This is a genomic window from Alishewanella sp. WH16-1 (assembly GCF_001441695.1).
Lineage (GTDB): Bacteria > Pseudomonadota > Gammaproteobacteria > Enterobacterales > Alteromonadaceae > Alishewanella > Alishewanella agri.
In genome coordinates this window covers 26,074-48,151 of the sequence record NZ_LCWL01000122.1, presented here as the reverse complement: position 1 = coordinate 48,151, position 22,078 = coordinate 26,074, and the positions used below count along the sequence as shown (strand labels likewise).

Here is a 22,078-nt window from a genome sequence, read left to right as displayed (position 1 = left end):
CGTCTGTATGCCAACAGTTTTAGCAAAACCTGATACATTAAATGATATCAATGGCCAGTTCAGCCAACCGCCATTACAACAGCCGGTATTTCTAAACTCAGTACCAAAATGTGGCACGCATTTGCTGCGCAATATTTTTCGGATGTTTGTACCAGTGGCACAACAATACCATCAAGCCTTCGTTCAGATCCCAAACTTAAAACAATGTTTACCGGCTTTTAGCCTTAGCCAACCGATGTTGAGTTGGGGGCATTTATTGTTTTCCGATGATTCTGCGCTGGCGACACAATCGGCGGTACATTATGTGATCGTGCGTGATCCCTACGATTGGGTGCTTGCCCGGGCCCGGTTCTTTCTGTCAGATACTTTTAAAGGTCAGATGGATCATTTAAAAGGCGGGCGGGTGAAAATCGAAGAAATGCTAAATATGATGATTTTTGGCATCTATCAAAAGGCACCAACACTGAATGAAATCTACACCCATAATGCTATCGCCTGGCTGGGTACCGGCGTGAAACTGGTGCGTTACGAGGATGTCATTACCCATCTGAAAAACCTGGATAGTCCGGCCGCAGAACATTATTTCACTGACTTACTGCAGCCGGTATTGATTGAGGGTAAGTTACCAGCAGACTGGCGGCAGCGTATCGAGTTAGGTTCAGATCGCAAGCAAAGTGGCACCTATCGCGAGAATCTGGCTGGAGCGACAGTCGAATTACCTGATGAATTGCCCGTGATGCAAAAGCAGCTTGTCGAATATGCTGCACCGGGATTGCGTCGTATGCTTGGCTATTTTTAATTTTAGTACCATGACGCCTATCGTTCAGGACTTACAGCGACTAACCCGGCTTGAGCGGGCCTGGTTGGCCAGCTTTATGGGTATTATTGTTTTCACGACGTTGTGGTTCAGTGCCAGCGGAACAGACTGGCAGAGTTGGCAGTCAATCACGTTAAACTGGCTGATCAGCCCGCTGAGTGCAATCAGTGGTGTGCTTTGCGTCGTGATGGTGGCCAAAGGCTTACTGTCAAACTGGATTTGGGGCCTAATCAGTGCCAGCAGTTACGGCCTGATTGCCTGGACCTCCGGCTATTATGGTGACTGGTTATTAAATTGGTTTTATTTTTTACCGGCACAATTCTTTATTTATTATAGCTGGCGCCATCAGTTACACAGTGAAACCCGGCAGGTCCGGGTGCGGCGTCTCGGTTGGCATTGGCTATGGGTGTTGGTCGTTGTAGGGGTTGGTGTTACCGCTTTGGCGCAAATGCTCAACGGCCTGGATGGCTTTATCAGCGACGCGCTAAAGCGCAACTCTGCGGTCTATGAGAGCCTGCAAACGCTGACGGGTTTTGGCCTGAGCGGCCCCTTACTGGATGCCAGCACGGTGGTACTGCAAATTACCGCACAATTATTAATGATCCGGATGTTTGCGGCGCAGTGGCCATTCTGGATAGCCACCAATGTGCTGACCATCTTTGCCTGGAGTTTGGTCTTGCTGACCACACCCGACTCAGCGCCTTATGCGGTTCCCACCTTATTAATGTGGATCGCCTTTTTAATTAATTCAGTATATGGTGCCGTCAGCTGGCATCGCGGAGCGAAAGCAGCGTGAACAGAGTAGGGGTTTTCCCGGGTAAATTTTTACCGCCACACCGTGGTCATCTGACCGCCATTTTACGCGCCCATGCGCTTTGTGATGAACTTTATGTGGTGATCAGTGAACGGCCGCAGGAAGATGGTGAGCTCTGCGCCCAGGCCGGTATTCCTTATATCGATGGCGTACTGCGCCAACGCTGGTTATCGCAGGAGCTGCAGGGGTTGGGTATTAAGGTGCTGTTACAACAGGAAGGACAGATTCCGCCTTTTCCACAAGGGTGGGGCGAGTATGCGGCCTTATTACGGCAAAGTGTACCGGTGCCGTTTCAGCTGATCTTTGGTGGTGAAGAAAGCTACCGCACTGGTCATCAGCAGCATTTTCCGGATATTCAGTATCAGGTGTTGGATCCACAGCGCACCCAGTGGCCGATTAGTGGCACTGAGATCCGCAACCACCCCTATTTACACTGGGATTATATTGCTGGTGCCGCGCGGCCATTTTTTGCCCGCAAGGTGTTGATAACCGGTCCGGAGTCCTGTGGTAAAACCACCTTAACCCGTAAGCTGGCAAAGGTGTATTGCACCTCCTGGTCAGAAGAGCTGGGGCGGGATTATCAGGAAGAAGTGGTCGGCGGTAATGGCGATCTCTTTAACCTGGAAGATTTTAACCGTATTACCCACCTGCAGTATGAGCAGGATTATCAGGCGCTGCGCAGTGCCAACAAAGTCTGTTTTTTTGATACCGATGCGGTGGTCACTGCCTTTTTTAGTCAGGTGTTTCTGGGGCAGTTGGCCAGCCGTATCGAAAGCTTTATCGACCCCAACAAGTATGACTTGATTATCGCACTGGAGCCAACGGTGCCCTGGGTGGCGGATGGTATGCGAGAACTGGGCGATCCCGGTGTGCGTCAACAAAGCTTTGAGCAGTTACTGGCGCTTTATCAGCAGTATGGTTTCCCGGCGGAGCGGATCCTGCGGGTCAGTTCAGCTAATTATTATGAACGGCTTGAGGCTTGTATCGGCGCTGTTGACGCTTTGTTGGCCGCCAGGTAGCCGTGGGGCGAAAATCTCAGTAGGCATTGCAGCCAGATATAGCCAGCGGGCTTTTCGCTGCTATAATGCCGCATCATTTACGTCTTCGTTTTATAGGATTATGCAGTTTATGTCGGACGTCGCGAATCGCCCAACTAACTTTATCCGGCAAATTATTGATGCCGATCTGGCCAGTGGCAAACATCACAGTGTGCAAACCCGTTTTCCGCCCGAGCCAAACGGTTATTTGCATATCGGTCATGCGAAATCGATTTGTTTAAACTTTGGCATTGCCGAAGACTATCAGGGCCAGTGTAATCTGCGCTTTGACGACACCAACCCGGAAAAAGAAAACGTTGAGTTTGTGGAATCGATTCAGCGCGACGTGAACTGGCTGGGCTTTCAGTGGTCAGGTGCCGTACGTTACTCTTCTGATTATTTTGAGCAGCTGTATGGTTATGCGGTTGAGCTGATCAACAAAGGCCTGGCCTATGTTTGCTTCCTGAATGCGGAGCAAATGCGTGAGTATCGCGGTAATCTGACCCAGCCTGGCAAACCCAGCCCATACCGCGACACCAGCCCGGCAGAGAATCTGGCGCTGTTTGAAAAAATGCGTGCCGGTGGTTTTAAAGAGGGTGAATGTTCCCTGCGCGCAAAAATTGATATGGCCTCCAGCTTTATCTGTATGCGGGACCCGGTGATTTACCGGATTAAATTTGCCCATCACCATCAAACCGGTGATAACTGGTGCATTTACCCGATGTACGATTTTACGCATTGTATTTCGGACGCGCTGGAAGGTATTACGCACTCGCTGTGTACGCTGGAGTTCCAGGATAACCGCCGTCTTTATGACTGGATCCTGGATAACATCACCATTCCTTGTCACCCGCAGCAAATCGAATTTTCGCGCTTGAATCTGGAATTTGCGGTGATGAGTAAGCGTAAGCTGCAAACTCTGGTTGAGCAACAGCTGGTCAGTGGCTGGGATGATCCGCGGATGCCGACCATTGCCGGTTTACGTCGTCGTGGCTATACGCCATCCGCGATCCGTGAATTTGCCAAGCGCATTGGTATTACCAAACAAGATAACGTCATTGAGATGAGCGCGCTGGAAGCCTGTATCCGGGAAGATCTGGATGCGACAGCACCGCGGGCCATGGCTGTACTCGATCCAATCAAGGTGACTATTACCAACTATCCGGCCGACAAGCTGGAGTGGTTAACTGCGCCAAACCATCCAAAAGAAGATATGGGTGAGCGTAAACTGCCATTTGGCCGTGAGCTCTATATTGACCGTGCTGACTTCCGGGAAGAAGCCAACAAAAAGTATAAGCGGCTGGTGTTAGGTGGCGATGTGCGGCTGCGTAATGCTTATGTGATCCATGCCGATGAAGTGATTAAAAACGAGCAGGGCGAGGTGGTCGCGCTGAACTGTACTTATTTGCCGGAAACCCTGGGGGAAAACCCGGCTGATGGTCGTAAGGTTCGTGGCGTGATCCATTGGGTTGAACAAAGTCAGGCGCTGCCAGCCGAGTTCCGGGTGTATGACCGTCTGTTCAGCGTACCCAATCCGGCGGCTGAAGATGACTTTATCAGCACGGTAAATCCTAACTCACTGGTTGTGAAGCACGGCTTTGCCGAACCCTCGCTGCAAACCGCCGTAGCGGAAAAAGCTTATCAGTTTGAGCGCGAGGGCTATTACTGCGCCGATAACAAGGACTCACAGCCAACTAAGCTGGTATTTAACCGCACCGTCGGCTTGCGTGATAGCTGGGGTAAAGACGAAGAGTAAGCTGCGTTAAAGGCGGCAGGCGCAGGCCTGCCGCTACCTCTGTTGTTTTATCAATAGCTATTTTGGCAACTGTTATTTCTTTAACAGCATGCCAACCCCGATAATGGCGGCAATAGCACCACCTACTAAAAACCAAATGGCATTATCAGTGGGGTTGCCAGTAACCATTTCGGTTACCTGTGACGCGGTAGAGTTGTACTCGGTATAGCCAAAGTACAGTAGGATGGCACCTGCCACCAGTAAAGCCAGTCCGATTATCTTATTCATCACATTCTCCTGTTGTGTTGTGGCATTAAAAGCAGTTAACTTTAGGCAGCTAGGGCGTGTTGACGTTTGCTGCTTAGATTTTGTTCGCACTGGCGGCGCTTTGATCGCGAAACGAGGAGCGCAGTTTAGTTATTCTAAATAAGTGACGAGTGCCAAAGAGCAAAGCGCCGCCAGCGCGAACCCTTCGGGCAGCGTTTGGCTGGCGTTTCTACTGCGTTATCGCTTGTTCATGTAGAATAACTACACATCACAAGCTCTGCCTTGTATAAACACCAGCCAAACGGCTGCAAAAACAAGCAGCAAACGTCAACACGCCCTGCTAAATTGGTCAACATGCTGTGCTAACTGTAGCTAAATTGGCTTAACTTTGGGTGAATTCTTTAGCGGATGACGTGATGGAAATTTTTTTAGCCGTTTTATTCTTTGCTTTTTCGACCACGATTACGCCGGGACCGAATAACATTATGATGATGTCCTCTGGTGTGAACTATGGTGTTAAAGCCAGTTTGCCACATTGGTTGGGTATTTGTCTGGGCTTCCCGCTGATGGTGCTGCTGGTCGGTCTAGGCTTTGGTCTGGTGTTTGAACGCTACCCGCATTTACATCAATTAATCAAAGTGGTTGGCACCGTCTATCTCATTTATCTGGCCTGGCGGATCGCCAGCGCCCGGCCGGAGACCATCGCTACCGGTAAAAGTAAGCCTTTTAGCTTTTGGCAAGCCGCAGCGTTTCAGTGGGTGAATGGGAAAGCCTGGGTTATGGCTTCCGGGGCGGTAGCGGCCTTTACCACGGTAACAGGGGTGTACTGGTGGCAGGTAGTGATGATTACGTTGGCCTTTTTGTTAGTGGCTTTTCCTTGTGTCGGCGTGTGGTTGCTATTTGGTGCGGGTTTGCGCAAGGTTCTGAATAACCCGATCGCACAGCGGATTTTTAACATACTGATGGGTTTGATTTTGTTACTGTCTGTTTTTCCTGTGATACTGGAGCTTTGGCGCTATTATTTTAGCGCGGCAAACTAGACGATGTGGGCGCTTAACTGATGAATGCAGCAGCTGAAAAAATCAGTTTGGAACATGAAGCAGCACGCATTTTTATGCGGCATTATGAGCAGCGTTTTGGCGTTAAGATGCGGCATATCTGGCACAATGAACCGCGGCGTCCGGATGTGTCCTGTTACTATGACAATCAGCGGCTGGATCTGGAGATTGCTCATTTATATGGTAGCGAAGCCGAAGCCATGCATATACTTGGGCGCGAACTGAGTCAGCAAACACACCAGGAGTTACTGGCACTGCTGCGCTTACCGGTCGAACAGCGCATGCTGGAAGCCTTAAACCGGATTATTTGTAATAAGGCGCAAAAATATTACGAAAGTGAGAAAGTCTGGTTGGTGATCCGTAACGCTAACCCCCTGTGGCGGCGCGAGGATATGCTGGCGCACTGCAACAAATTGCACTTACCCCAGCAACACCCCTTTGAACAGATTTGGGTGGTGGGTGATATGTTGGGGGTATCCGGTATTTTACCGTTATATCCCAGGGCGTTGTTGCAAGCGGAGGCGCAGCGTTGTTAGGCATTTACCGCCGTTTTGCGCGGCGACTTTACCCTTGGCGCAGCCTGTTATTGCTAGCGGCATTGGGCGCCGGCCTGGCTTTTGTGGCGGTATTATTTACCGGTGCAGAGCAGGGGGCTTATTTATTACCCTTGTTAGTAACCGCCTTACTCTGCGGTTGCCTGTTATTAATGGTGCAGTTATTTTCAAAGCTGCCGCGCGGGGATGTCAGTCGCTGGCGGCGCTGGTTAACGGCGCTGGTGCAATGGCTAATGGCGCTCATACTCACTGCAATCTTACTGGTTTGGTTTTTTCTGTTTTTAAAAACCCTGTCCGCTATAATCCGGCAACTGTTTTTTTAGGTTGTGATTATGTTATCCGCTCAGTTACCGGCCCCGCGCTGGGAAATCTTTTGTAGTGTGGTTGATAATTTCGGTGATATCGGGATTTGTTGGCGCTTAAGCCGGCAACTGGTGGCCGAATTTCGGTTAACGGTGACCTTATGGGTTGACGATCTGACAAGTTTTCAGCGGCTGTGTCCGGAGGTTAATTGTCAGGCAGAGCAACAACAGTTGTCCGGTGTCGATGTCCGGCACTGGCATAGTGATATCGACTGGCAGCAACAGCAGCCGGCCAATGTCATTATCGAAGCACTGGCCTGCACCATTCCTTTTGCTTACCAGCAGCAGATGGCGGCGCAAAGGCTAAAACCGCTGTGGCTGAATCTCGAATATTTGTCGGCAGAAAGCTGGGTCGAAGATTGCCATACCCTGGGCTCACCGCAGCCACAGTTACCTCTGGATAAGTACTTTTTTTTTCCGGGCTTTACCGCTAAAACCGGCGGTTTGCTGTGTGAGCAGGCTCTGGTGCGGACACTGGATCAGTTTGCACAGGATAGACAGGCACAACAGCAGTTTTGGCAGCAGCTAAAGCTTGACGACGCCCTGCAGTATTCGCGGCGTATATCCTTATTCGCCTATGGCCAGCAGCAACTTGGCACGCTGTTTCAGCGTTGGCAGCAAGCTGGCAGCACGACACTCTGTCTGATCCCGGTCGGGCAACTGGCAGAGCAGGCGATGGCAATTTGCGCCGGGCTGAAGCCAGGGCAGCCCTGGCGGCAAGGGCAATTAACGCTTTGTATTCTGCCGTTTTTACCGCAACCTGAGTATGACAAGTTGCTGGCCGCCTGTGATATTAACTTTGTGCGTGGTGAGGATTCGATTATCCGTGCCCAGTGGGCGGCAAAACCCTTTATCTGGCAAATCTACCGCCAGGATGAGCAGGCACATCTGGATAAGTTAGCGGCGTTTTTTAAGCGTTATACTGCCAACTGGCCCGGGAGCCTGGCGGCTGCACTCTGGGATTTTTGGTTGCAATGGAATACCGAACAACCGCTAATTGACAGTTGGCAGCAATTCGAAAGTCAACTTGATGAAATTAAGCAAAAAAATCACGAGTGGCGCCAGCAGTTAATTGCTAATGGCGATCTTGCGACTAACCTCGTGCGTTTTGTTGAAAAAAAAATTATAATGCCACGCAATTTTTCCTAACCAGAAGATCTTTCAATTATGATGAAGACAGCTCAAGAAGTCCGCGCCGGCCAGGTTATTATGGTAGGTAGCGAAGCCATGGTGGTTTTAAAAGCCGAATTTAACAAATCAGGCCGTAACGCTGCTGTGGTAAAAATGAAGTTAAAGAACCTGCTGAACGGTCAGGGCATGGAAACAGTTTACCGTGCCGATGACAAGTTCGAGCAAGTTATGCTGGAAACTAAAGAAGTTACCTATTCCTACTTCGCTGATCCAATGTATGTGTTTATGGACGCTGAGTACAACCAGTACGAAATTGAAGCCGAATACATGGGCGAAGCGCTGAAGTATCTGGTTGATGGTATGGAGTGTTCAGTCGTGTTCTACGGCGAGCGTCCAATCTCGGTTGACCTGCCAACAGTAGTGGTACGCACTGTGACTTACACTGAACCAGCCGCCCGTGGCGATACCTCTGGTAAAGTGATGAAGCCAGCCAAAATTGAAACCGGTTTTGAATTGATGGTTCCAGCCTTCGTTGAAGAAGGTGACAAAATTGAAATCGATACCCGTACTGACGAGTACCGTAGCCGCGCCAAGTAATGGCAGGTTAAAAAAAGGCGCGTTAGCGCCTTTTTTACTTCATTCGCAATGCTGCCGCTTAGCTGGCAAATCCGACCCGGACTGATACTATGACTAACAACGATATTTTGCGTCGTTTACGCTTTATTTTGAACATCAATAACAGCAATCTGGCAGCGACCTTTGCCTTGGGCGGTCTGGTGGCCAGTAAAGAGCAAATTATCGGCTGGCTGGCAAAAGAGGAAGAGCCGGAGTTTGTTGCCTTACTCGATATCGAACTGGCGCAGTTTCTGAATGGCCTGATTACCAGTAAAAGGGGGATGCGTGAAGGCGAGCAGCCGGTGGCAGAGAGTCGCTTGAATAACAACCTGATCCTGCGTAAGTTAAAAATTGCTTTTAATCTGCGTGATGATGACTTTCTGGAATTGCTGCAACTGGCTAACTTCCGCTTAGGTCGCTCAGAACTCAGTGCCTTTTTCCGTAAACCTGATCACCCTCATTACCGGCAATGCCAGGCACAGGTGCTGCGTAACGTGTTAAAAGGCTTGCAGTTAAAGTTGCGGCCGACTGCAGCGGGCTAATCAGCTGCTTTGTTGCAGAATATCGCCCAGCGTAATATCCGGGTGACTCTTCTTTAGTTGCGTTAGGTATAGCAGGGCGCAACTATAGGCATCTTCCAGTGCATGATGCTGGGCACTAACCGGCAAGTTATAGCGCTGCAGACACTGTGGTAGCCTGAGTGCGTCTTTCTTCATTACGGTGCCTTGCTTCTGCATGCGGTGCCATTCGATATTCAGGGTATCAATAAACTGCATCCGCGGCGCCTTACCATACTGTCGTTGAAAAGCCAGCTGCAAGAATGCCCGATCCAGCCGGCAGTGGTGCGCCAAAAACAGATAGCCGGGATAATCGGTCAGTAATTGCTGTAATACGTCGCTTAACTCACTGGCATTTTTCAGATCTTTATCATGTACACCATGATAAACCGCACTTTGACCGACGCTGACCGGAGGTTTAATTAAAAAATGTTTAGCCTGGCTTAGCTCAATCTGCTGTTTAACGATAGGAACCCAGCCAATACTGACAATATGGTCCTGGCGGGCATGCAGGCCGGTCATTTCCAGATCAATCGCCAAATAGTTACACTGACGCGCCGGGGTGGTTAGTGCTGGTAAGGCAACAGCATTAAACTGTTTAACCTGCTCATACAACGGTGATTTTTTTATTAACCAGCCAAGCATATTACATCTCTTTACAGAAGCGGTGTTTTACTGAGGATTGCGCATTGTTAATTACTGCAAAGCTATCTTTTAGTTGATGGCGTTGTAAACCAGATAATACCGCCGGATCAAGCAAGTTACTGGCATCATGCCCCTGAGCAATATCATGCAGGTGTTTATCCCAGCGTAACTGTGCCAACACATCAAAAGCATCAGACAGGTTCTGGCTTTCTTTACTATCAATCACGCCGATCGCTGCCAGTTGTTGCAAGCGTTGCCGGGTATTCACTTCGGTTATACCATTTGCCAGCGCATACACCCGCACGATATCGGTAATCAGGCTGATACCGCGCTTTTTCAGATCCAGACCTTTTTTCTGTTTACCATCATGTTCCAGAATAAAGTTACGTAAAAAACTCAGTGGTGCCGTACGTTGCAGCGATGTTTGGGTCAGTTGCATCAAGAACAACGCATGGTTAGTGCGGGCCAGAATGTCCTGTTGTAAGGCGTTAAACAGCCCCTTTGAGCCTTCAACTACCCGCATATCAAAAAAGATGCTGGCTTTTAAGATCGCATCCGGCGTTGGTGAGGAGATCCATTTGGCAAATTTACCGGACCAGCCTTTCAGACTCATTCTAAGCTCGGGATTGCTGGCCATAATATTACCCGGACAGAGTTTAATACCGCAGCGGGCCAGGCCCTGACAAACGAAATCAGCCAGACGGGCAAAATACTCACCGATCTCGCCGGTCGGTTCTTTCTCCAATAATAAGGCATTATCCTGATCAGCATTAATGCTTTGATCCATTCGTGCCTGGGAGCCAAAACATAGCCAGCTAAAGACGCAAGGGGCAGGGCCCAGCTCTTGTTGTGCCAGCTTAATTAAGCGTTGGGTCAGAGCATCGGTAATGGTAGTAATAATATGGCCCGCCTCATGCGCCGGTACCTGTTGTTTGCCCATTACCAGGGCCAGATTATTAATCTGCAGGGCACACTGCTCCAGGCCATCAATACTGGGCTGACGGTGGATTTCGCCAATCAGGTAAACCGGGTGATCCTGCTGCGAGCGAATAATGTCGGTCGCGGTAATCATACTGAAGCTTAAACCTTGCTCCAGCACCGGCAGGTGATGAATATTAAAGCGGCTCATTAACTGTACTGCTTCGAACAGATAAGCGTGTTTATCGATAGTATGTGGCTTTGGCGTCATCACTTGTTGCACTGGTGTGGTCGCCGGTAAATTAGCTGCCAGGACCCGGGTGCGTAAATCACGGTCAGTCAGAATGCCGGTGAGGCGCTCGTCCTGCTCGACTAATAATGACGACACCCGCTTTTCTGTCATCAGTTGTGCGGCTTGCTGCACGCTGTGCTCGCCACTAATCGAAACTTTACGGGCTTGCACGATATCGGACACTTTTAAGGTAAAGCGGGAGCTTTGTTGTTCTTTATACTGGTGTAAGCGACGGCCAAATAAGCGCTGAAAGAAAATATCAATATTTTTATATTGATAGCGTAATTGATGGAAAGCATCAGCGGGTAGCCAGAATAATAAGCCATCCTCTTCGCATATCAGCTGGTCATTATCTGCCAGCCCGGTTAACAACAACTGATAACCGTAAAAATCGCCTTCTTCGAGTTTGGTGAGCAGCTGTTGCTGATCGCTGTACAGAGCAAAAATTCCGGTACGAATAATCAGCAGCCGCTCTTGGGCAATTTCGACATTTTCGCCAGCCTGGCAGTAGTAAACGCTAAGTTGCAAGGCCAGTTCTGCTAACTGCGCACTGTCGAGCTGATCAAACGGCGTGGTGCGCGCTAAAAACTTACTAACCTCAGTGACTTCCATCAGGGCACCTGTTTTACTTAGTTTTAGCCTTGGCACAGACCAAGGCGAGTAACGGATCTTCAGCCTCTAGCGGGCGCCAATCTTCAGTTAACGCATCGCCCGGCGCCGGTATCTGTAGCGCCTCAGTAAAATCGGCTCTGGCATTGGCGGTGCAATGGATGACTTGCGGCACCCGGCGGGCACTCATCCGGCGTTCGAAAAAATACAGATCAACCAACATCAGCTCCGGGTTAAGCTGATTCACTGCAGCATTTTGGATATCTGCGGCAATAAAGCGCAGCGTTTGCGGATACCAGAAGCTCCAGGGGCGCCACGGTGCCGTTTCCTGTACTGTTCTGACGACTTCTACACCTTCGGGTAAACGACTACTTTGATGTTCAAACCAGCTATATTCGCTGTGGATCTGAAAGCCGAGCATACCGGCACCGGCAAATACCGGTATTAACCAGCGGGGGGCTTTTTTACGGCTGAGGGTACGGATAAACAGTGCGATACCTGCAGCGCCAAGACCGGCAAAAATCGTTGCAATAAATTCCCACAACATAATGGATTTCCTAAAAAATTCGGGCTTTCAACTGAAAGCCCGAGTGTACTGCAGAACAACAACGGATAGCGACTATTGTTGTTCTGCACCTGCTGTTAATGGTCGACAGCTTTTCCTGCGCCGCGTGGGTAACGCACGCTTTCAACCAGATCCTGTACCCGTTGTGGTGGAGCCGCAGTCACTGAAGACACCGCGAAGGCCACAGCAAAGTTGATCATCGCACCAACTGCACCGAAAGACAGTGGCGAGATACCAAACAGCCAGTTATCAGGGGTATTCGCGAAAGTCGCGGTACCTGGGATAAAGAACCAGCCTAAGTACAGGAAGATATAGATAACGGTGGATAGTAAGCCTGCCAGCATACCGGTGATAGCGCCGACATTGTTAATCCGCTTGGAGAAGATACCCATCATCAGTGCCGGGAAGATAGAGGCTGCTGCAATACCAAACGCCAGTGCGACTACCTGGGCGGCGAAACCGGGCGGGTTCATACCCAGCCAGGTCGCGACCACGATAGCAACCGCCATCGAGATCCGCGCGGCTAACAGTTCGCCTTTCTCACTGATATTTGGATTAATCGACCCTTTGATTAAGTCATGGCTGACAGCTGATGAAATGGCCAACAACAAACCTGCTGCCGTTGACAGTGCAGCTGCCAGACCACCGGCGGCAATTAAGCCCAGTACCCAACCTGGCAGATTAGCAATTTCAGGGTTAGCTAATACCAGAATATCGTTGTTTACTGTCAGCTCATTACCGGCCCAACCACGTTCTGCGGCTTTTTCAGCAAAAGCTGGCGCATCATTGTAATGTTGGATCCGACCGTCATTGTTCTTATCTTCAAACTTGATTAAGCCGGTTTTTTCCCAGTTTTTAATCCAATCCGGGCGCTCAGCATACTGAATCGCATCGGCAGTAGGACCCGCTGGATAGATAGTATTTAACAGATTCAGACGTGCCATAGAAGCCACAGCAGGTGCAGTTAAATACAGCAGGGCAATAAACACCAGTGCCCAACCAGCAGACCAACGGGCGTCGGCTACTTTAGGTACAGTGAAGAAACGGATAATAACGTGTGGTAAACCGGCAGTACCAATCATCAGTGACAGCGTGAATAACACCATGTTCAGCTTGTTGGATACATCCGCGGTGTAATCCTGGAAGCCGAGCTCACGCACGATCTCATCCAGTTTTTGCAGTAACGGCACACCTGATTCAACGTGAGTATCAAACAGACCCAGCGGTGGCAGGAAGTTACCGGTTAATTGCAGTGAAATAAAGACTGCAGGAATAGTGTAGGCGATGATGAGTACGATGTACTGGGCAACCTGAGTGTAAGTGATACCTTTCATACCACCCAATACCGCGTAGGCAAATACCACCACCGCCGCAATCATCAGACCCGTATTACTGTCTACTTCCAGGAAGCGTGAGAACGCCACACCAGCACCGGTCATCTGACCGATTACATAGGTTACTGAAGCGATGATTAAACAGGCTACGGCCACTAAACGTGCGCCAGAGCTGTAGAAGCGGTCGCCGATAAAGTCTGGCACGGTGAACTTACCAAATTTACGTAAGTACGGGGCCAGTAACATGGCCAGTAGCACGTAGCCGCCGGTCCAACCCATCAGATAGGTTGAGTTGGCATAACCACCGGCAGCAATTAAGCCGGCCATTGAAATAAACGAGGCCGCTGACATCCAGTCGGCGGCCGTTGCCATACCATTCATTACCGGGTTAACGCCGCCGCCGGCAACGTAGAATTCTTTGGTTGAGCCAGCACGGGCCCAAATTGCGATGCCGATATAGATCGCAAAAGACCCGAGAACGAAGATTAAGTTAATTGCAAATTGACTCATAAGCGCCTTACTCCTCGTCTAAGCCGAATTCTTTATCCAGCTTATTCATTCTCCAGGCATAGAAGAAGATTAAGGCGATAAAGGTGAGAATCGAACCCTGTTGTGCAAACCAGAACCCTAAGTCAGTACCGCCAACACTAATGCCGGCCAGCATTGGGCGCAGTAAAATCCCAAAACCGTAAGATACGACAGCCCAGATCACCAGGCTGATGACTATGAGGCGCAGGTTTGCGCTCCAATAAGCGGCGGCATTCATGTTATGATCTGCCATAGTTGTGTCTCCTTTAGTTTATTTTTTATAGAGCAATCTTAATCTAGCAGTAGTTCGCCATGGCGCTAGCCCGACTTTAGTCGAAGGCAGGGCACCTGGCATTGACAGCTAGCCCGGGCACAACCACAGTTAGCTAAAAAATAATAACGGAGAGACGTGTGACTGTCTGGACTGTAGCCCTGTTGGCCTTGCTGTACGTCGGTGGATTGTTCTGGATTGCCAACTGGGGCGAGCGCCATGCCGACGATCGTCTGATACGAAAGTATGGGGGCTTAATTTACAGTTTGGCGCTGGCGGTGTACTGCACATCCTGGACCTACTATGGTGCCGTTGGTACAGCCGTAACCCGTGGCTGGGATTATATGGCAATCTACCTTGGACCGATCCTGCTGTTTGTTTTTGCCCAGCCGTTTTTATTCAAGCTGCTGTATGTCTCGAAAAAGCAAAACGTTACCTCTATTGCTGACTTTATTTCAGCGCGTTATGGCAAAAGGCGGAACATTGCGACGCTGGCCGCGGTAATTTGTTTAATTGTTGTTGTACCCTATATTTCACTGCAGTTAAAGGCGGTCGCCGGCTCTTATCAGGTATTACTGGGTGGTGTCTTTGATGACAGCCAAGTGGTGTGGTATCAGGACAGTGCCTTGTTAAGTGCTGTCGCGATGGCGTTCTTCGCGATTTTATTTGGTACCCGCAAACTGCACTTAACAGAACAAAACCGCGGCGTGATGGTGGCAATTGCCTTTGAATCGGTAGTGAAACTCTTTGCACTGCTCACGCTGGCGATTGCAGTTTATGTGTTTATTCTCGATACCGATCAATCAGCGATCCGTGCCTTTACCGAGCATTCCATTAAGCAACAAGAGAAACTGGATACGCCGGGTCTGGTAGAATTTATTACCAAAACCATACTGGCAATGGTGGCGGTGTTTTTACTGCCGCGACAATTTCATGTCGCCTTTGTCGAAAATGTTTCGCACCATCATTTACGGCATGCCCGGCGCTGGTTCTCCGGCTATTTATTGCTGGTCACGCTGGTGGTCATTCCGATTGCCGTAGCCGGCATGCAATTATTTCCGGGGATCCTGGCACAGGCCGACAGTTTTGTGTTGTTAATTCCGTCCAGTATGGAATGGAATGCACTCAGTATTATCGTCTTTATCGGCGGCTTCTCGGCTGCTACCTCGATGATTATTATTGCGACCTTAGCCCTGTCGACCATGATCAGTAATGATGTGGTCATGCCGGGCTTGTTAAAGTCAACCAAACAAAAGGGTATGTCGCACGATTACAGCCTGCTGATTTTACTGGTACGCCGCACCATGATTATCGTGGTGATGGGCCTGTCATACCTGTATTACAGTATCTTCGCCCGCAATTACGAACTGGCCGAAACCGGTTTACTGGCCTTTGCCCTGACCATTCAGCTGGTGCCGGCGGTGGTTGGCGGCTTATATTGGCGCCGCGGCAATGCCTATGGCGTCTATGCTGGCTTAAGTGTAGGTTTGGTGCTGTGGTTCTATACGCTGATGCTACCGCAATTGGTCAATGCCGGGGTACTGAACAGCGACATTATGCAGCATGGTTTGCTTGGTTATGGCTGGTTATTACCAACCTCGATGTTTGGCATCCAACTGGATTCACTCAGTCATGGTGTTCTGTTGTCGTTAGGTTTTAACACCCTGTGTTATGTGCTGTGCTCCTTACTGACCAATGTCAATCTGCAAGACCGGCTGCAAGCCGTGGCCTTTGTAAAGCCTAATCTACCGATCAACCATCAGGACACGCCGGCAAGGCGCATCCGCATTCACAATAGCGATTTAAAAATTTTACTGGAGCGCTTTGTTGGCGCGCAGCGAGCCAGCGAGTGCCTGGCTGAATTTGGTCGCAAGCAACAACAAAACATCCAGTTGGATGACCTACCCAGTGTCGGCCTGGTCGAGCACGTCGAGCGCGAGCTGGCCGGGGTCATAGGCGCTTCGTCAGCCTCAGCCATGGTCAATGCGGTGCTGGAGGGACGGCAGCTGGCATTTGAAGATGTCGTAACCCTGTTTGATGATACTACCCAGGCGATTCAATTCTCGCGCAAAATTTTGTTCTCTACGCTGGAACATTTAAGTCAGGGCGTCAGCGTAGTCGACCGTGATCTGAATCTGGTGGCCTGGAACAAGGCTTATCTGGAGATGTTTAATTACCCTGAGGGCATGATTCGGGTCGGCCGGCCGGTAGCCGATATCGTGCGGTTAAATGCGGAACGCGGTTTATGTGGGCCGGGCGATCCGGATGAACATGTCGAGAAACGTATCTTACATATGAAAAACGGTACCGCCCATGTGTTTCAACGTGTCAGGCCCGATGGTCGGGTAGTGGAGATGCGCGGCAATCCGATCCCGGGCGGCGGCTTTGTCACCAGCTTTACCGATATCTCTGACCATGTACGAGCGGTACAGGGGCTGGCGGAGGCCAAGCAGTATCTGGAAGATCGGGTGCAGGAACGGACGCAAACAATTTCTGAGATGAACCATGAGTTGTTGGCAGAAGTTGCGCGGCGCCGCGAGACCGAACAACAGCTGCTGCAGGCCAAAGCCGAAGCCGAAGCGGCTAATGCGTCAAAAACCCGGTTTCTAGCTCTGGCAAGCCACGATATTTTACAGCCTTTGAATGCTGCCCGCTTATTTACCGCAGCACTGGCTGGGATCCAGGACCGCCAGCAGCAGGGACCTATTCTGAATCAGTTGGACAATTCGCTAAAAGCTTCAGAAGAGCTGATTTCGACACTGCTGGAAATTGCTAAGCTGGATGACGGTAAACTGCAACCTAATGTGCAAGCTGTTGCGTTAAAAGATCTGCTGGCACAACTGGCCGAAGAATACCGCTTGATTGCCAGTCAAAAAGGCCTGACGTTAACCGTACGCAGCAGTACTTATCAGGTGAGTACCGATGGCACTTACTTGCGGCGTATCTTGCAGAATATGCTGTCTAACGCAATTAAATACACCACTAAGGGGCGTATTCTGCTCGGTTGTCGCAAGCGCGGTAACGAATTAGTGGTACAAGTCTGGGATACCGGGCCGGGTATCGCGGAGCCTGATTTACAACGGATCTTTGAAGACTTTTACCGGATTGACGCGACTGCCAAAGGCCAACAAGGCGTAGGCCTGGGGCTTGGCGTGGTGCATCGGATGGCGAAGTTGTTGGGGCATCGCCTCAGCGTCCGCTCCTGGCCGGGCAAGGGCACCGTATTTAGCATTGCTTTGCCATTGATGGCGCGCAGTAGCCGCCAGGAAGTGATCGTCAATGCGTCATTGCAACAGCGACCCTTGCCTGGCTTAAAAGTAATTTGTGTCGATGATGACGCGGCAAATCTTGCCGCGTTAAAGGTATTGCTGGAACAATGGCAAATCAGCGAAGTGCAATGTTTCTATGATGAACAGGAGCTATTGGTCTATGCGCCGATACATCCGGCGCCGGACGTGCTGCTGTTGGATTATCAGTTAGGCCAGCAGGTGAATGGTTTAGAACTATACCGACAGATCCAGGCTTATTGGGGTAAGGTACCAGGGATTTTAGTCTCAGCATCGCCGCAAGCAGATTTGGCCGGTCTGGCAAAAGAAGAAGGCTTGATGTTCCTATCCAAACCGATAAAACCCGGTGCACTGCGTGCCACGCTGAATCACTTTAAAATGCTAAAACGCGCCGGAGCCTGAGCTCCGGCGTGAATCTGCTGGCTAGTGGAGTGTGAAGTCGTTAGTGTTGCTGCGCCAGGGCGCGATCGACCGGTGGCTCCAATGTTAGACGCTGTGCCTGGATCACCACCTGGGTGCGATTAGTGCAACCCAGTTTGCGGAAGATAGCCGTAATATGCGCCTTAACCGTGGCTTCTGAGATATGAAGATCGTATGCGATTTGCTTGTTTAACCAACCTTCGGTTAAATAGTACAGCACCTTGTATTGTTGCTGTGTCAGCTGCGCAACTTTGGCGGCCAGATCAAGATCCTGCTCTGTATCTTGCTGATCCAAAACATATTTTTTAAGTTCGGCCGGTACCCAAAGCTCACCCTCCAGCACCGCATTCAGCGCATTACTGATATCTTGTGGCTTGGCTGATTTCGGCACATAAGCGGAAGCACCGAAAGCCATCACACGGCGAATCACATCAAGATCTTCACTGGCGGAAATCACCACTATTGGTAGGCTGGGATAGTTTTTCCGCAGTTGAATCAGGCCGAGAAAACCACAGTTACCCGGCATATGTAGATCGAGCAGTAACAAGTCGGCGTCAGGATGTTGTTCCAGCGCAGCACAGGTACTGTCAAAACTATCGGTTTCAATTGTTGCTTTAGTGGCAAAGGTGCTGCTAATGGCATTAATCAGTGCATTGCGAAACAGCGGATGATCATCTGCGACGATAAGCTTCGCCATTGTTTCCTCCAGCGGTGTTTACCCTGTTTATTGTTATAAAAAAGACCGCGTTGTTGCGGCCTTTTTGTTGCGACTGGAGACTCGCGCTCTCAGGAGATAGCGTCAGGTGTGTTTATTTCCGATTTAAGCGGTTATTTACCAACAGCTCAACAACTGAAGGATCGGCTAATGTCGAAATATCACCTAACTGATCATGCTCGTTCGCGGCAATTTTCCGCAGGATTCGGCGCATAATCTTACCTGAGCGGGTCTTCGGCAGGCCTGCTGGAGCCCACTGTATCAGATCTGGCGACGCAATGGGTGAAATTTCTTCACGCACCCAGGCTCTGATGGCTTTGGTCAGCTCTTCGCTCGGTTCAACCCCCACGCGTGGCGTGACATAAACGTAAATGCCCTGGCCTTTTAAATCATGTGGATAACCCACTACCGCAGCCTCAGCGATGGCTTCATGCGCAACTAAGCAGCTTTCAATCTCGGCAGTACCCAGACGGTGGCCCGAAACGTTTAGCACGTCATCGACGCGGCCCGTTAACCAGTAATAACCATCCTCGTCACGGCGCGCACCGTCACCGGTAAAGTAGGTGCCAGGGTAAGTACTGAAGTAGGTTTGCTCAAAGCGCTCATGATCACCGTACAGGGTACGCATTTGACCCGGCCAGCTGTCGGTAATCACCAGATTGCCTTCACCTACGCCATGAACCGTTTTACCTTCGTTATCAACGATGGCTGGCTTGACGCCGAAGAAGGGGCGGGTAGCAGAGCCAGGCTTTAATGCAGTGGCTCCAGGCAGTGGTGTAATCAGGATACCGCCGGTTTCAGTTTGCCACCAGGTGTCAACGATTGGGCAGTTACCTTTACCAATTTTCTCGTGGTACCAGTTCCAGGCCTCAGGGTTAATGGGTTCACCCACGCTACCCAGTACCCGCAATGAACTCAGGTTGGCACCTTCTACCGGTGCATCGCCATGCGCCATCAGGGCACGGATGGCAGTCGGCGCGGTATACAGAATAGTAACGTTATATTTATCAACAATTTGCGCTATACGTTTTACGCTGGGGTAGGTGGGTACGCCTTCAAACATTACGCTACGGGCACCGTTAGCCAGTGGGCCGTAAATAATATAGCTGTGACCTGTTACCCAACCGACGTCCGCTGCACACCAATAAATATCGTCATCATGATAGTCAAAGATATACTGATGTGTCATGGCCGCGTAAACCATATAGCCGCCGGTGGTATGCAGTACACCTTTCGGTTTACCGGTTGAGCCTGAAGTATAAAGAATAAATAATGGATCTTCTGCATTCATTGGCTCAGGTGCACATTCTTTCGGTTGTTTGGCCAATAAGTCGTGATACCAGACGTCACGGCCCTGGTGGAAATCGATAGGGCGGCCAACGTGTTTAATGACAATGACGTTTTTAACCGGATTGCTTTCGCCAAGGTGGCCCAGAGCGATATCAGTATTATCTTTTAAATTCGTTGCACGGCTGCCACGCAGTGCCTGATCGGTGGTGATCACCAGTTTGGAATCACAGTCAATAATACGGCTACCCAGGGCGTCTGGTGAGAAACCAGCGAAGACGACAGAGTGCACCGCGCCGATGCGGGCACAGGCTAATAAAGCAACAGCTGCTTGTGGAATCATCGGCAGATAAATTGTGACCCGATCACCTTTACCGACGCCAAGTGCTTTCATGCCATTTGCCAGCTGGCAAACTTCTTCATATAACTCACGGTAGGTTACCGTTTTTTGTACACCAGGCTCATCACCTTCCCAGTAAAAAGCGATTTGGTTACCGCGTTTTTCTAGGTGACGATCAAGGCAATTCACGCTGGCGTTCAATACACCATCGGCAAACCACTTAATACTTACCTTACCCAGTTCATAGCTGGTGTCTTTTACCTGTGTATATGGCTTAATCCAGTCCAGACGCTGGCCATGTTTCGCCCAAAACGCATCAGGTTGTTCTACGGATTCACGATACATTGCCAGATATTGCTCATCAGTAATAAGAGCGCGTTGTTTTATATTTTCCGGTACCGGATAAGTTGTTGTCTGTGTCATATATCGTCCCCTGCCAAACATCTTAAAATAATGAGGTATTTCTAAAGGAGCATTCACACAAAAGGAATTAGACCATAGTCTAGACGAGCTAAGGCGGTTGTGCTAACTGCGACTAAAGGCTAATTGCGAAGTTGCAGACTGTCGACCACAGTTTGGTTAGAATAACCGCGACGTTAGTACAACTATAAAAAACGATGGAGAACTCCAGATGAGACAAAGAAAGACGCTCAACACCCTAACGGCAGCCATTGCCCTGGCACTCACTGCTGGTGTCGCTCAGGCAAACAATGGTTTTAAAGTAGGTGATACCGAAGTTACCTATGGTGGTTTTATTAAATTAGATATGATGTATACAGAGTCAGACGGCGAGATTGCGGCGTTAGGTCGGGATTTATACGTACCATCTTTAACACCGATTGGTGGCAATAGCACCTCACGTTTTGATTCGCATGCCCGCCAGTCACGTTTCTTCTTCGGCACTTCAACTGACTTAGGTAACGGTGAGAAGCTTACCGGTCGTTTAGAATTCGATATGATGACCAGCACCAATGGTAATGATGAGCGCACCACCAACGGCTATAGCCCCGTTATTCGGCATGCCTTTGTTACCTACAAAAACTGGACTGTTGGCCAAACCTGGTCGAACTTCATGGATTTACAATCCTTACCTGATACGCTTGATTTCGTGGGTAATACGGATGCCGCAGTCTTTATCCGGCAACCTCAGGTTCGTTATACGTCCGGCAATTTCTCTGTAGCGATTGAAAACCCAGAAAGTACCGTAACGCCATTCGGCGGTGGCGGTCGTATTACTACTGATGATAATGCGACTCCGGATCTAACCTTTGGTTACAATTTTAAAACAGATAATGCCTCGTTCCGTTTAGCTGCTTTACTGCGTCAAATCGCGATTGATGACGGTCTGTATGATGACACTGTCACCTCTTATGGTGTTTCATTTAGCGGTAAATTTAATCTGGCGAATAAAGATGATATCCGTTTTACCCTGAATCACGGTAAAGGTTTGGGTCGTTATGTTGGCCTGAATACCATTAACGGTGCGGTACTGACTGGTACCACTAATGCAGCCAATCTGGAAGCCATTGATGTGACCGCATTCTCAGTCGCTTATCGTCATTTATGGAACGACAAGTGGCGCTCGACTTTCCTGTACTCGATGTTAAGTGCTGATAACGATCAAACGCTGACAGGTACCGGTGTAACGAAGAGCACGCATAGCTATAGCGCCAATGCTTTGTATCAGTTCAATCCGAAATTTATGATGGGTATCGAGTACAAGTTCGCTAACCGCGAAATCGAAAGCGGCTTGGATGGTGATATGCACCGCATTCAGTTTAGCGCTAAATACGACTTCTAATTTCGCTGCGTACTAACAAGAAACCACCGCTCCGACGGTGGTTTTTTTTCGGGGGCGCTGGTCAAGGCGCATCCAATAAAAAGCCCGGTATTAACCGGGCTTTGAGCTTGATAAACCTT

General features: G+C 49.8%; 20 protein-coding genes. 12 read left to right on the top strand and 8 right to left on the bottom strand.

Annotation, left to right across the window (positions count from 1 at the left end; translation table 11 throughout):
- Positions 1-7 precede the first annotated feature (7 nt).
- From AAY72_RS12720 to glnS, 4 genes are all read left to right on the top strand, one after another.
- Positions 8-799 carry a hypothetical protein gene (locus AAY72_RS12720; protein WP_057787953.1) on the top strand — a complete coding sequence of 264 codons (792 nt, stop codon included), beginning with the start codon at positions 8-10 and terminating at the stop codon, positions 797-799.
- A complete protein-coding gene (pnuC, locus tag AAY72_RS12715) occupies positions 786-1,613 on the top strand; it encodes a nicotinamide riboside transporter PnuC (RefSeq protein WP_231728968.1) in 828 nt (275 codons plus the stop codon). Before AAY72_RS12720 ends, pnuC begins: the two co-directional genes overlap by 14 nt.
- Positions 1,610-2,650: a multifunctional transcriptional regulator/nicotinamide-nucleotide adenylyltransferase/ribosylnicotinamide kinase NadR gene (gene nadR / locus AAY72_RS12710; protein ID WP_057787951.1), complete on the top strand. Its 1,041-nt coding sequence runs from the start codon at positions 1,610-1,612 to the stop codon at positions 2,648-2,650. Before pnuC ends, nadR begins: the two co-directional genes overlap by 4 nt.
- A 109-nt stretch (positions 2,651-2,759) precedes the next feature.
- Positions 2,760-4,424: a glutamine--tRNA ligase gene (glnS, locus tag AAY72_RS12705; RefSeq protein ID WP_057788070.1), complete on the top strand. Its 1,665-nt coding sequence runs from the start codon at positions 2,760-2,762 to the stop codon at positions 4,422-4,424.
- A gap of 72 nt (positions 4,425-4,496) precedes the next feature.
- Here the strand turns inward: glnS and AAY72_RS12700 are convergent, their stop codons facing one another.
- Entirely contained in the window at positions 4,497-4,691 is a 195-nt protein-coding gene (locus tag AAY72_RS12700) for a DUF3185 family protein (protein WP_008983704.1), read from the bottom strand.
- A gap of 395 nt (positions 4,692-5,086) precedes the next feature.
- Between AAY72_RS12700 and AAY72_RS12695 the strand changes: the two genes are divergently transcribed.
- The 6 genes from AAY72_RS12695 to AAY72_RS12670 all read left to right on the top strand — a co-directional run bounded on the left by AAY72_RS12695 (position 5,087) and on the right by AAY72_RS12670 (position 8,932).
- Positions 5,087-5,710: a LysE family translocator gene (locus tag AAY72_RS12695; RefSeq protein ID WP_008983703.1), complete on the top strand. Its 624-nt coding sequence runs from the start codon at positions 5,087-5,089 to the stop codon at positions 5,708-5,710.
- Positions 5,711-5,730: 20 nt separating this feature from the next.
- Positions 5,731-6,264 (top strand): hypothetical protein, encoded by a 534-nt coding sequence (locus tag AAY72_RS12690; RefSeq protein ID WP_057787949.1) that lies wholly within the window; start codon positions 5,731-5,733, stop codon positions 6,262-6,264.
- Positions 6,258-6,605 carry a hypothetical protein gene (locus tag AAY72_RS12685; RefSeq protein WP_057787947.1) on the top strand — a complete coding sequence of 116 codons (348 nt, stop codon included), beginning with the start codon at positions 6,258-6,260 and terminating at the stop codon, positions 6,603-6,605. The genes AAY72_RS12690 and AAY72_RS12685 overlap by 7 nt, the downstream gene beginning before the upstream one ends.
- A gap of 9 nt (positions 6,606-6,614) precedes the next feature.
- Positions 6,615-7,793: an elongation factor P maturation arginine rhamnosyltransferase EarP gene (earP, locus tag AAY72_RS12680; protein WP_057787945.1), complete on the top strand. Its 1,179-nt coding sequence runs from the start codon at positions 6,615-6,617 to the stop codon at positions 7,791-7,793.
- Positions 7,794-7,814: 21 nt separating this feature from the next.
- Positions 7,815-8,372 (top strand): elongation factor P, encoded by a 558-nt coding sequence (gene efp, locus AAY72_RS12675; protein ID WP_008983699.1) that lies wholly within the window; start codon positions 7,815-7,817, stop codon positions 8,370-8,372.
- 89 nt (positions 8,373-8,461) lie between these two features.
- Positions 8,462-8,932, top strand: coding sequence for a DUF1456 family protein (locus tag AAY72_RS12670; RefSeq protein ID WP_057787942.1), 471 nt, complete (start codon positions 8,462-8,464; stop codon positions 8,930-8,932).
- Here the strand turns inward: AAY72_RS12670 and AAY72_RS12665 are convergent, their stop codons facing one another.
- From AAY72_RS12665 to AAY72_RS12645, 5 genes are all read right to left on the bottom strand, one after another.
- Positions 8,933-9,592, bottom strand: coding sequence for an exonuclease domain-containing protein (locus tag AAY72_RS12665; RefSeq protein ID WP_057787939.1), 660 nt, complete (start codon positions 9,590-9,592; stop codon positions 8,933-8,935).
- Position 9,593: 1 nt separating this feature from the next.
- Entirely contained in the window at positions 9,594-11,414 is a 1,821-nt protein-coding gene (locus AAY72_RS12660) for a DUF294 nucleotidyltransferase-like domain-containing protein (RefSeq protein ID WP_057787937.1), read from the bottom strand.
- Between the two features lie 13 nt (positions 11,415-11,427).
- On the bottom strand, positions 11,428-11,958 hold the full coding sequence (locus AAY72_RS12655) for a hypothetical protein (RefSeq protein ID WP_057787935.1): 531 nt from the start codon (positions 11,956-11,958) through the stop codon (positions 11,428-11,430).
- Between the two features lie 95 nt (positions 11,959-12,053).
- On the bottom strand, positions 12,054-13,820 hold the full coding sequence (locus AAY72_RS12650) for a sodium:solute symporter family protein (RefSeq protein WP_057787933.1): 1,767 nt from the start codon (positions 13,818-13,820) through the stop codon (positions 12,054-12,056).
- Positions 13,821-13,827: 7 nt separating this feature from the next.
- Entirely contained in the window at positions 13,828-14,091 is a 264-nt protein-coding gene (locus AAY72_RS12645; protein ID WP_008983693.1) for a DUF4212 domain-containing protein, read from the bottom strand.
- Between the two features lie 158 nt (positions 14,092-14,249).
- On the opposite strand from AAY72_RS12645, the gene AAY72_RS12640 reads away from it, so the two are divergent.
- On the top strand, positions 14,250-17,798 hold the full coding sequence (locus AAY72_RS12640) for a PAS-domain containing protein (protein WP_057787931.1): 3,549 nt from the start codon (positions 14,250-14,252) through the stop codon (positions 17,796-17,798).
- A gap of 40 nt (positions 17,799-17,838) precedes the next feature.
- On the opposite strand, the gene AAY72_RS12635 is transcribed toward AAY72_RS12640, so the two are convergent.
- On the bottom strand, positions 17,839-18,513 hold the full coding sequence (locus tag AAY72_RS12635) for a response regulator (protein ID WP_057787929.1): 675 nt from the start codon (positions 18,511-18,513) through the stop codon (positions 17,839-17,841).
- A gap of 112 nt (positions 18,514-18,625) precedes the next feature.
- Entirely contained in the window at positions 18,626-20,581 is a 1,956-nt protein-coding gene (acs, locus tag AAY72_RS12630; protein ID WP_057787927.1) for an acetate--CoA ligase, read from the bottom strand.
- Positions 20,582-20,789: 208 nt separating this feature from the next.
- On the opposite strand from acs, the gene AAY72_RS12625 reads away from it, so the two are divergent.
- Positions 20,790-21,959 (top strand): DcaP family trimeric outer membrane transporter, encoded by a 1,170-nt coding sequence (locus tag AAY72_RS12625; protein WP_057787925.1) that lies wholly within the window; start codon positions 20,790-20,792, stop codon positions 21,957-21,959.
- Positions 21,960-22,078: the final 119 nt, after the last annotated feature.

Coding starts and splice junctions, on each gene's coding strand:
- AAY72_RS12720 (WP_057787953.1), top strand. CDS start 8: ATGCCAACAGTTTTAGCAAAACCTGATACATTAAATGATATCAATGGC.
- glnS (WP_057788070.1), top strand. CDS start 2,760: ATGTCGGACGTCGCGAATCGCCCAACTAACTTTATCCGGCAAATTATT.
- AAY72_RS12695 (WP_008983703.1), top strand. CDS start 5,087: ATGGAAATTTTTTTAGCCGTTTTATTCTTTGCTTTTTCGACCACGATT.
- AAY72_RS12655 (WP_057787935.1), bottom strand. CDS start 11,958: ATGTTGTGGGAATTTATTGCAACGATTTTTGCCGGTCTTGGCGCTGCA.
- AAY72_RS12645 (WP_008983693.1), bottom strand. CDS start 14,091: ATGGCAGATCATAACATGAATGCCGCCGCTTATTGGAGCGCAAACCTG.
- AAY72_RS12635 (WP_057787929.1), bottom strand. CDS start 18,513: ATGGCGAAGCTTATCGTCGCAGATGATCATCCGCTGTTTCGCAATGCA.
- AAY72_RS12660 (WP_057787937.1), bottom strand. CDS start 11,414: ATGGAAGTCACTGAGGTTAGTAAGTTTTTAGCGCGCACCACGCCGTTT.
- AAY72_RS12625 (WP_057787925.1), top strand. CDS start 20,790: ATGAGACAAAGAAAGACGCTCAACACCCTAACGGCAGCCATTGCCCTG.
- AAY72_RS12700 (WP_008983704.1), bottom strand. CDS start 4,691: ATGAATAAGATAATCGGACTGGCTTTACTGGTGGCAGGTGCCATCCTA.
- AAY72_RS12670 (WP_057787942.1), top strand. CDS start 8,462: ATGACTAACAACGATATTTTGCGTCGTTTACGCTTTATTTTGAACATC.
- AAY72_RS12690 (WP_057787949.1), top strand. CDS start 5,731: ATGAATGCAGCAGCTGAAAAAATCAGTTTGGAACATGAAGCAGCACGC.
- efp (WP_008983699.1), top strand. CDS start 7,815: ATGAAGACAGCTCAAGAAGTCCGCGCCGGCCAGGTTATTATGGTAGGT.
- earP (WP_057787945.1), top strand. CDS start 6,615: ATGTTATCCGCTCAGTTACCGGCCCCGCGCTGGGAAATCTTTTGTAGT.
- AAY72_RS12650 (WP_057787933.1), bottom strand. CDS start 13,820: ATGAGTCAATTTGCAATTAACTTAATCTTCGTTCTCGGGTCTTTTGCG.
- acs (WP_057787927.1), bottom strand. CDS start 20,581: ATGACACAGACAACAACTTATCCGGTACCGGAAAATATAAAACAACGC.
- AAY72_RS12665 (WP_057787939.1), bottom strand. CDS start 9,592: ATGCTTGGCTGGTTAATAAAAAAATCACCGTTGTATGAGCAGGTTAAA.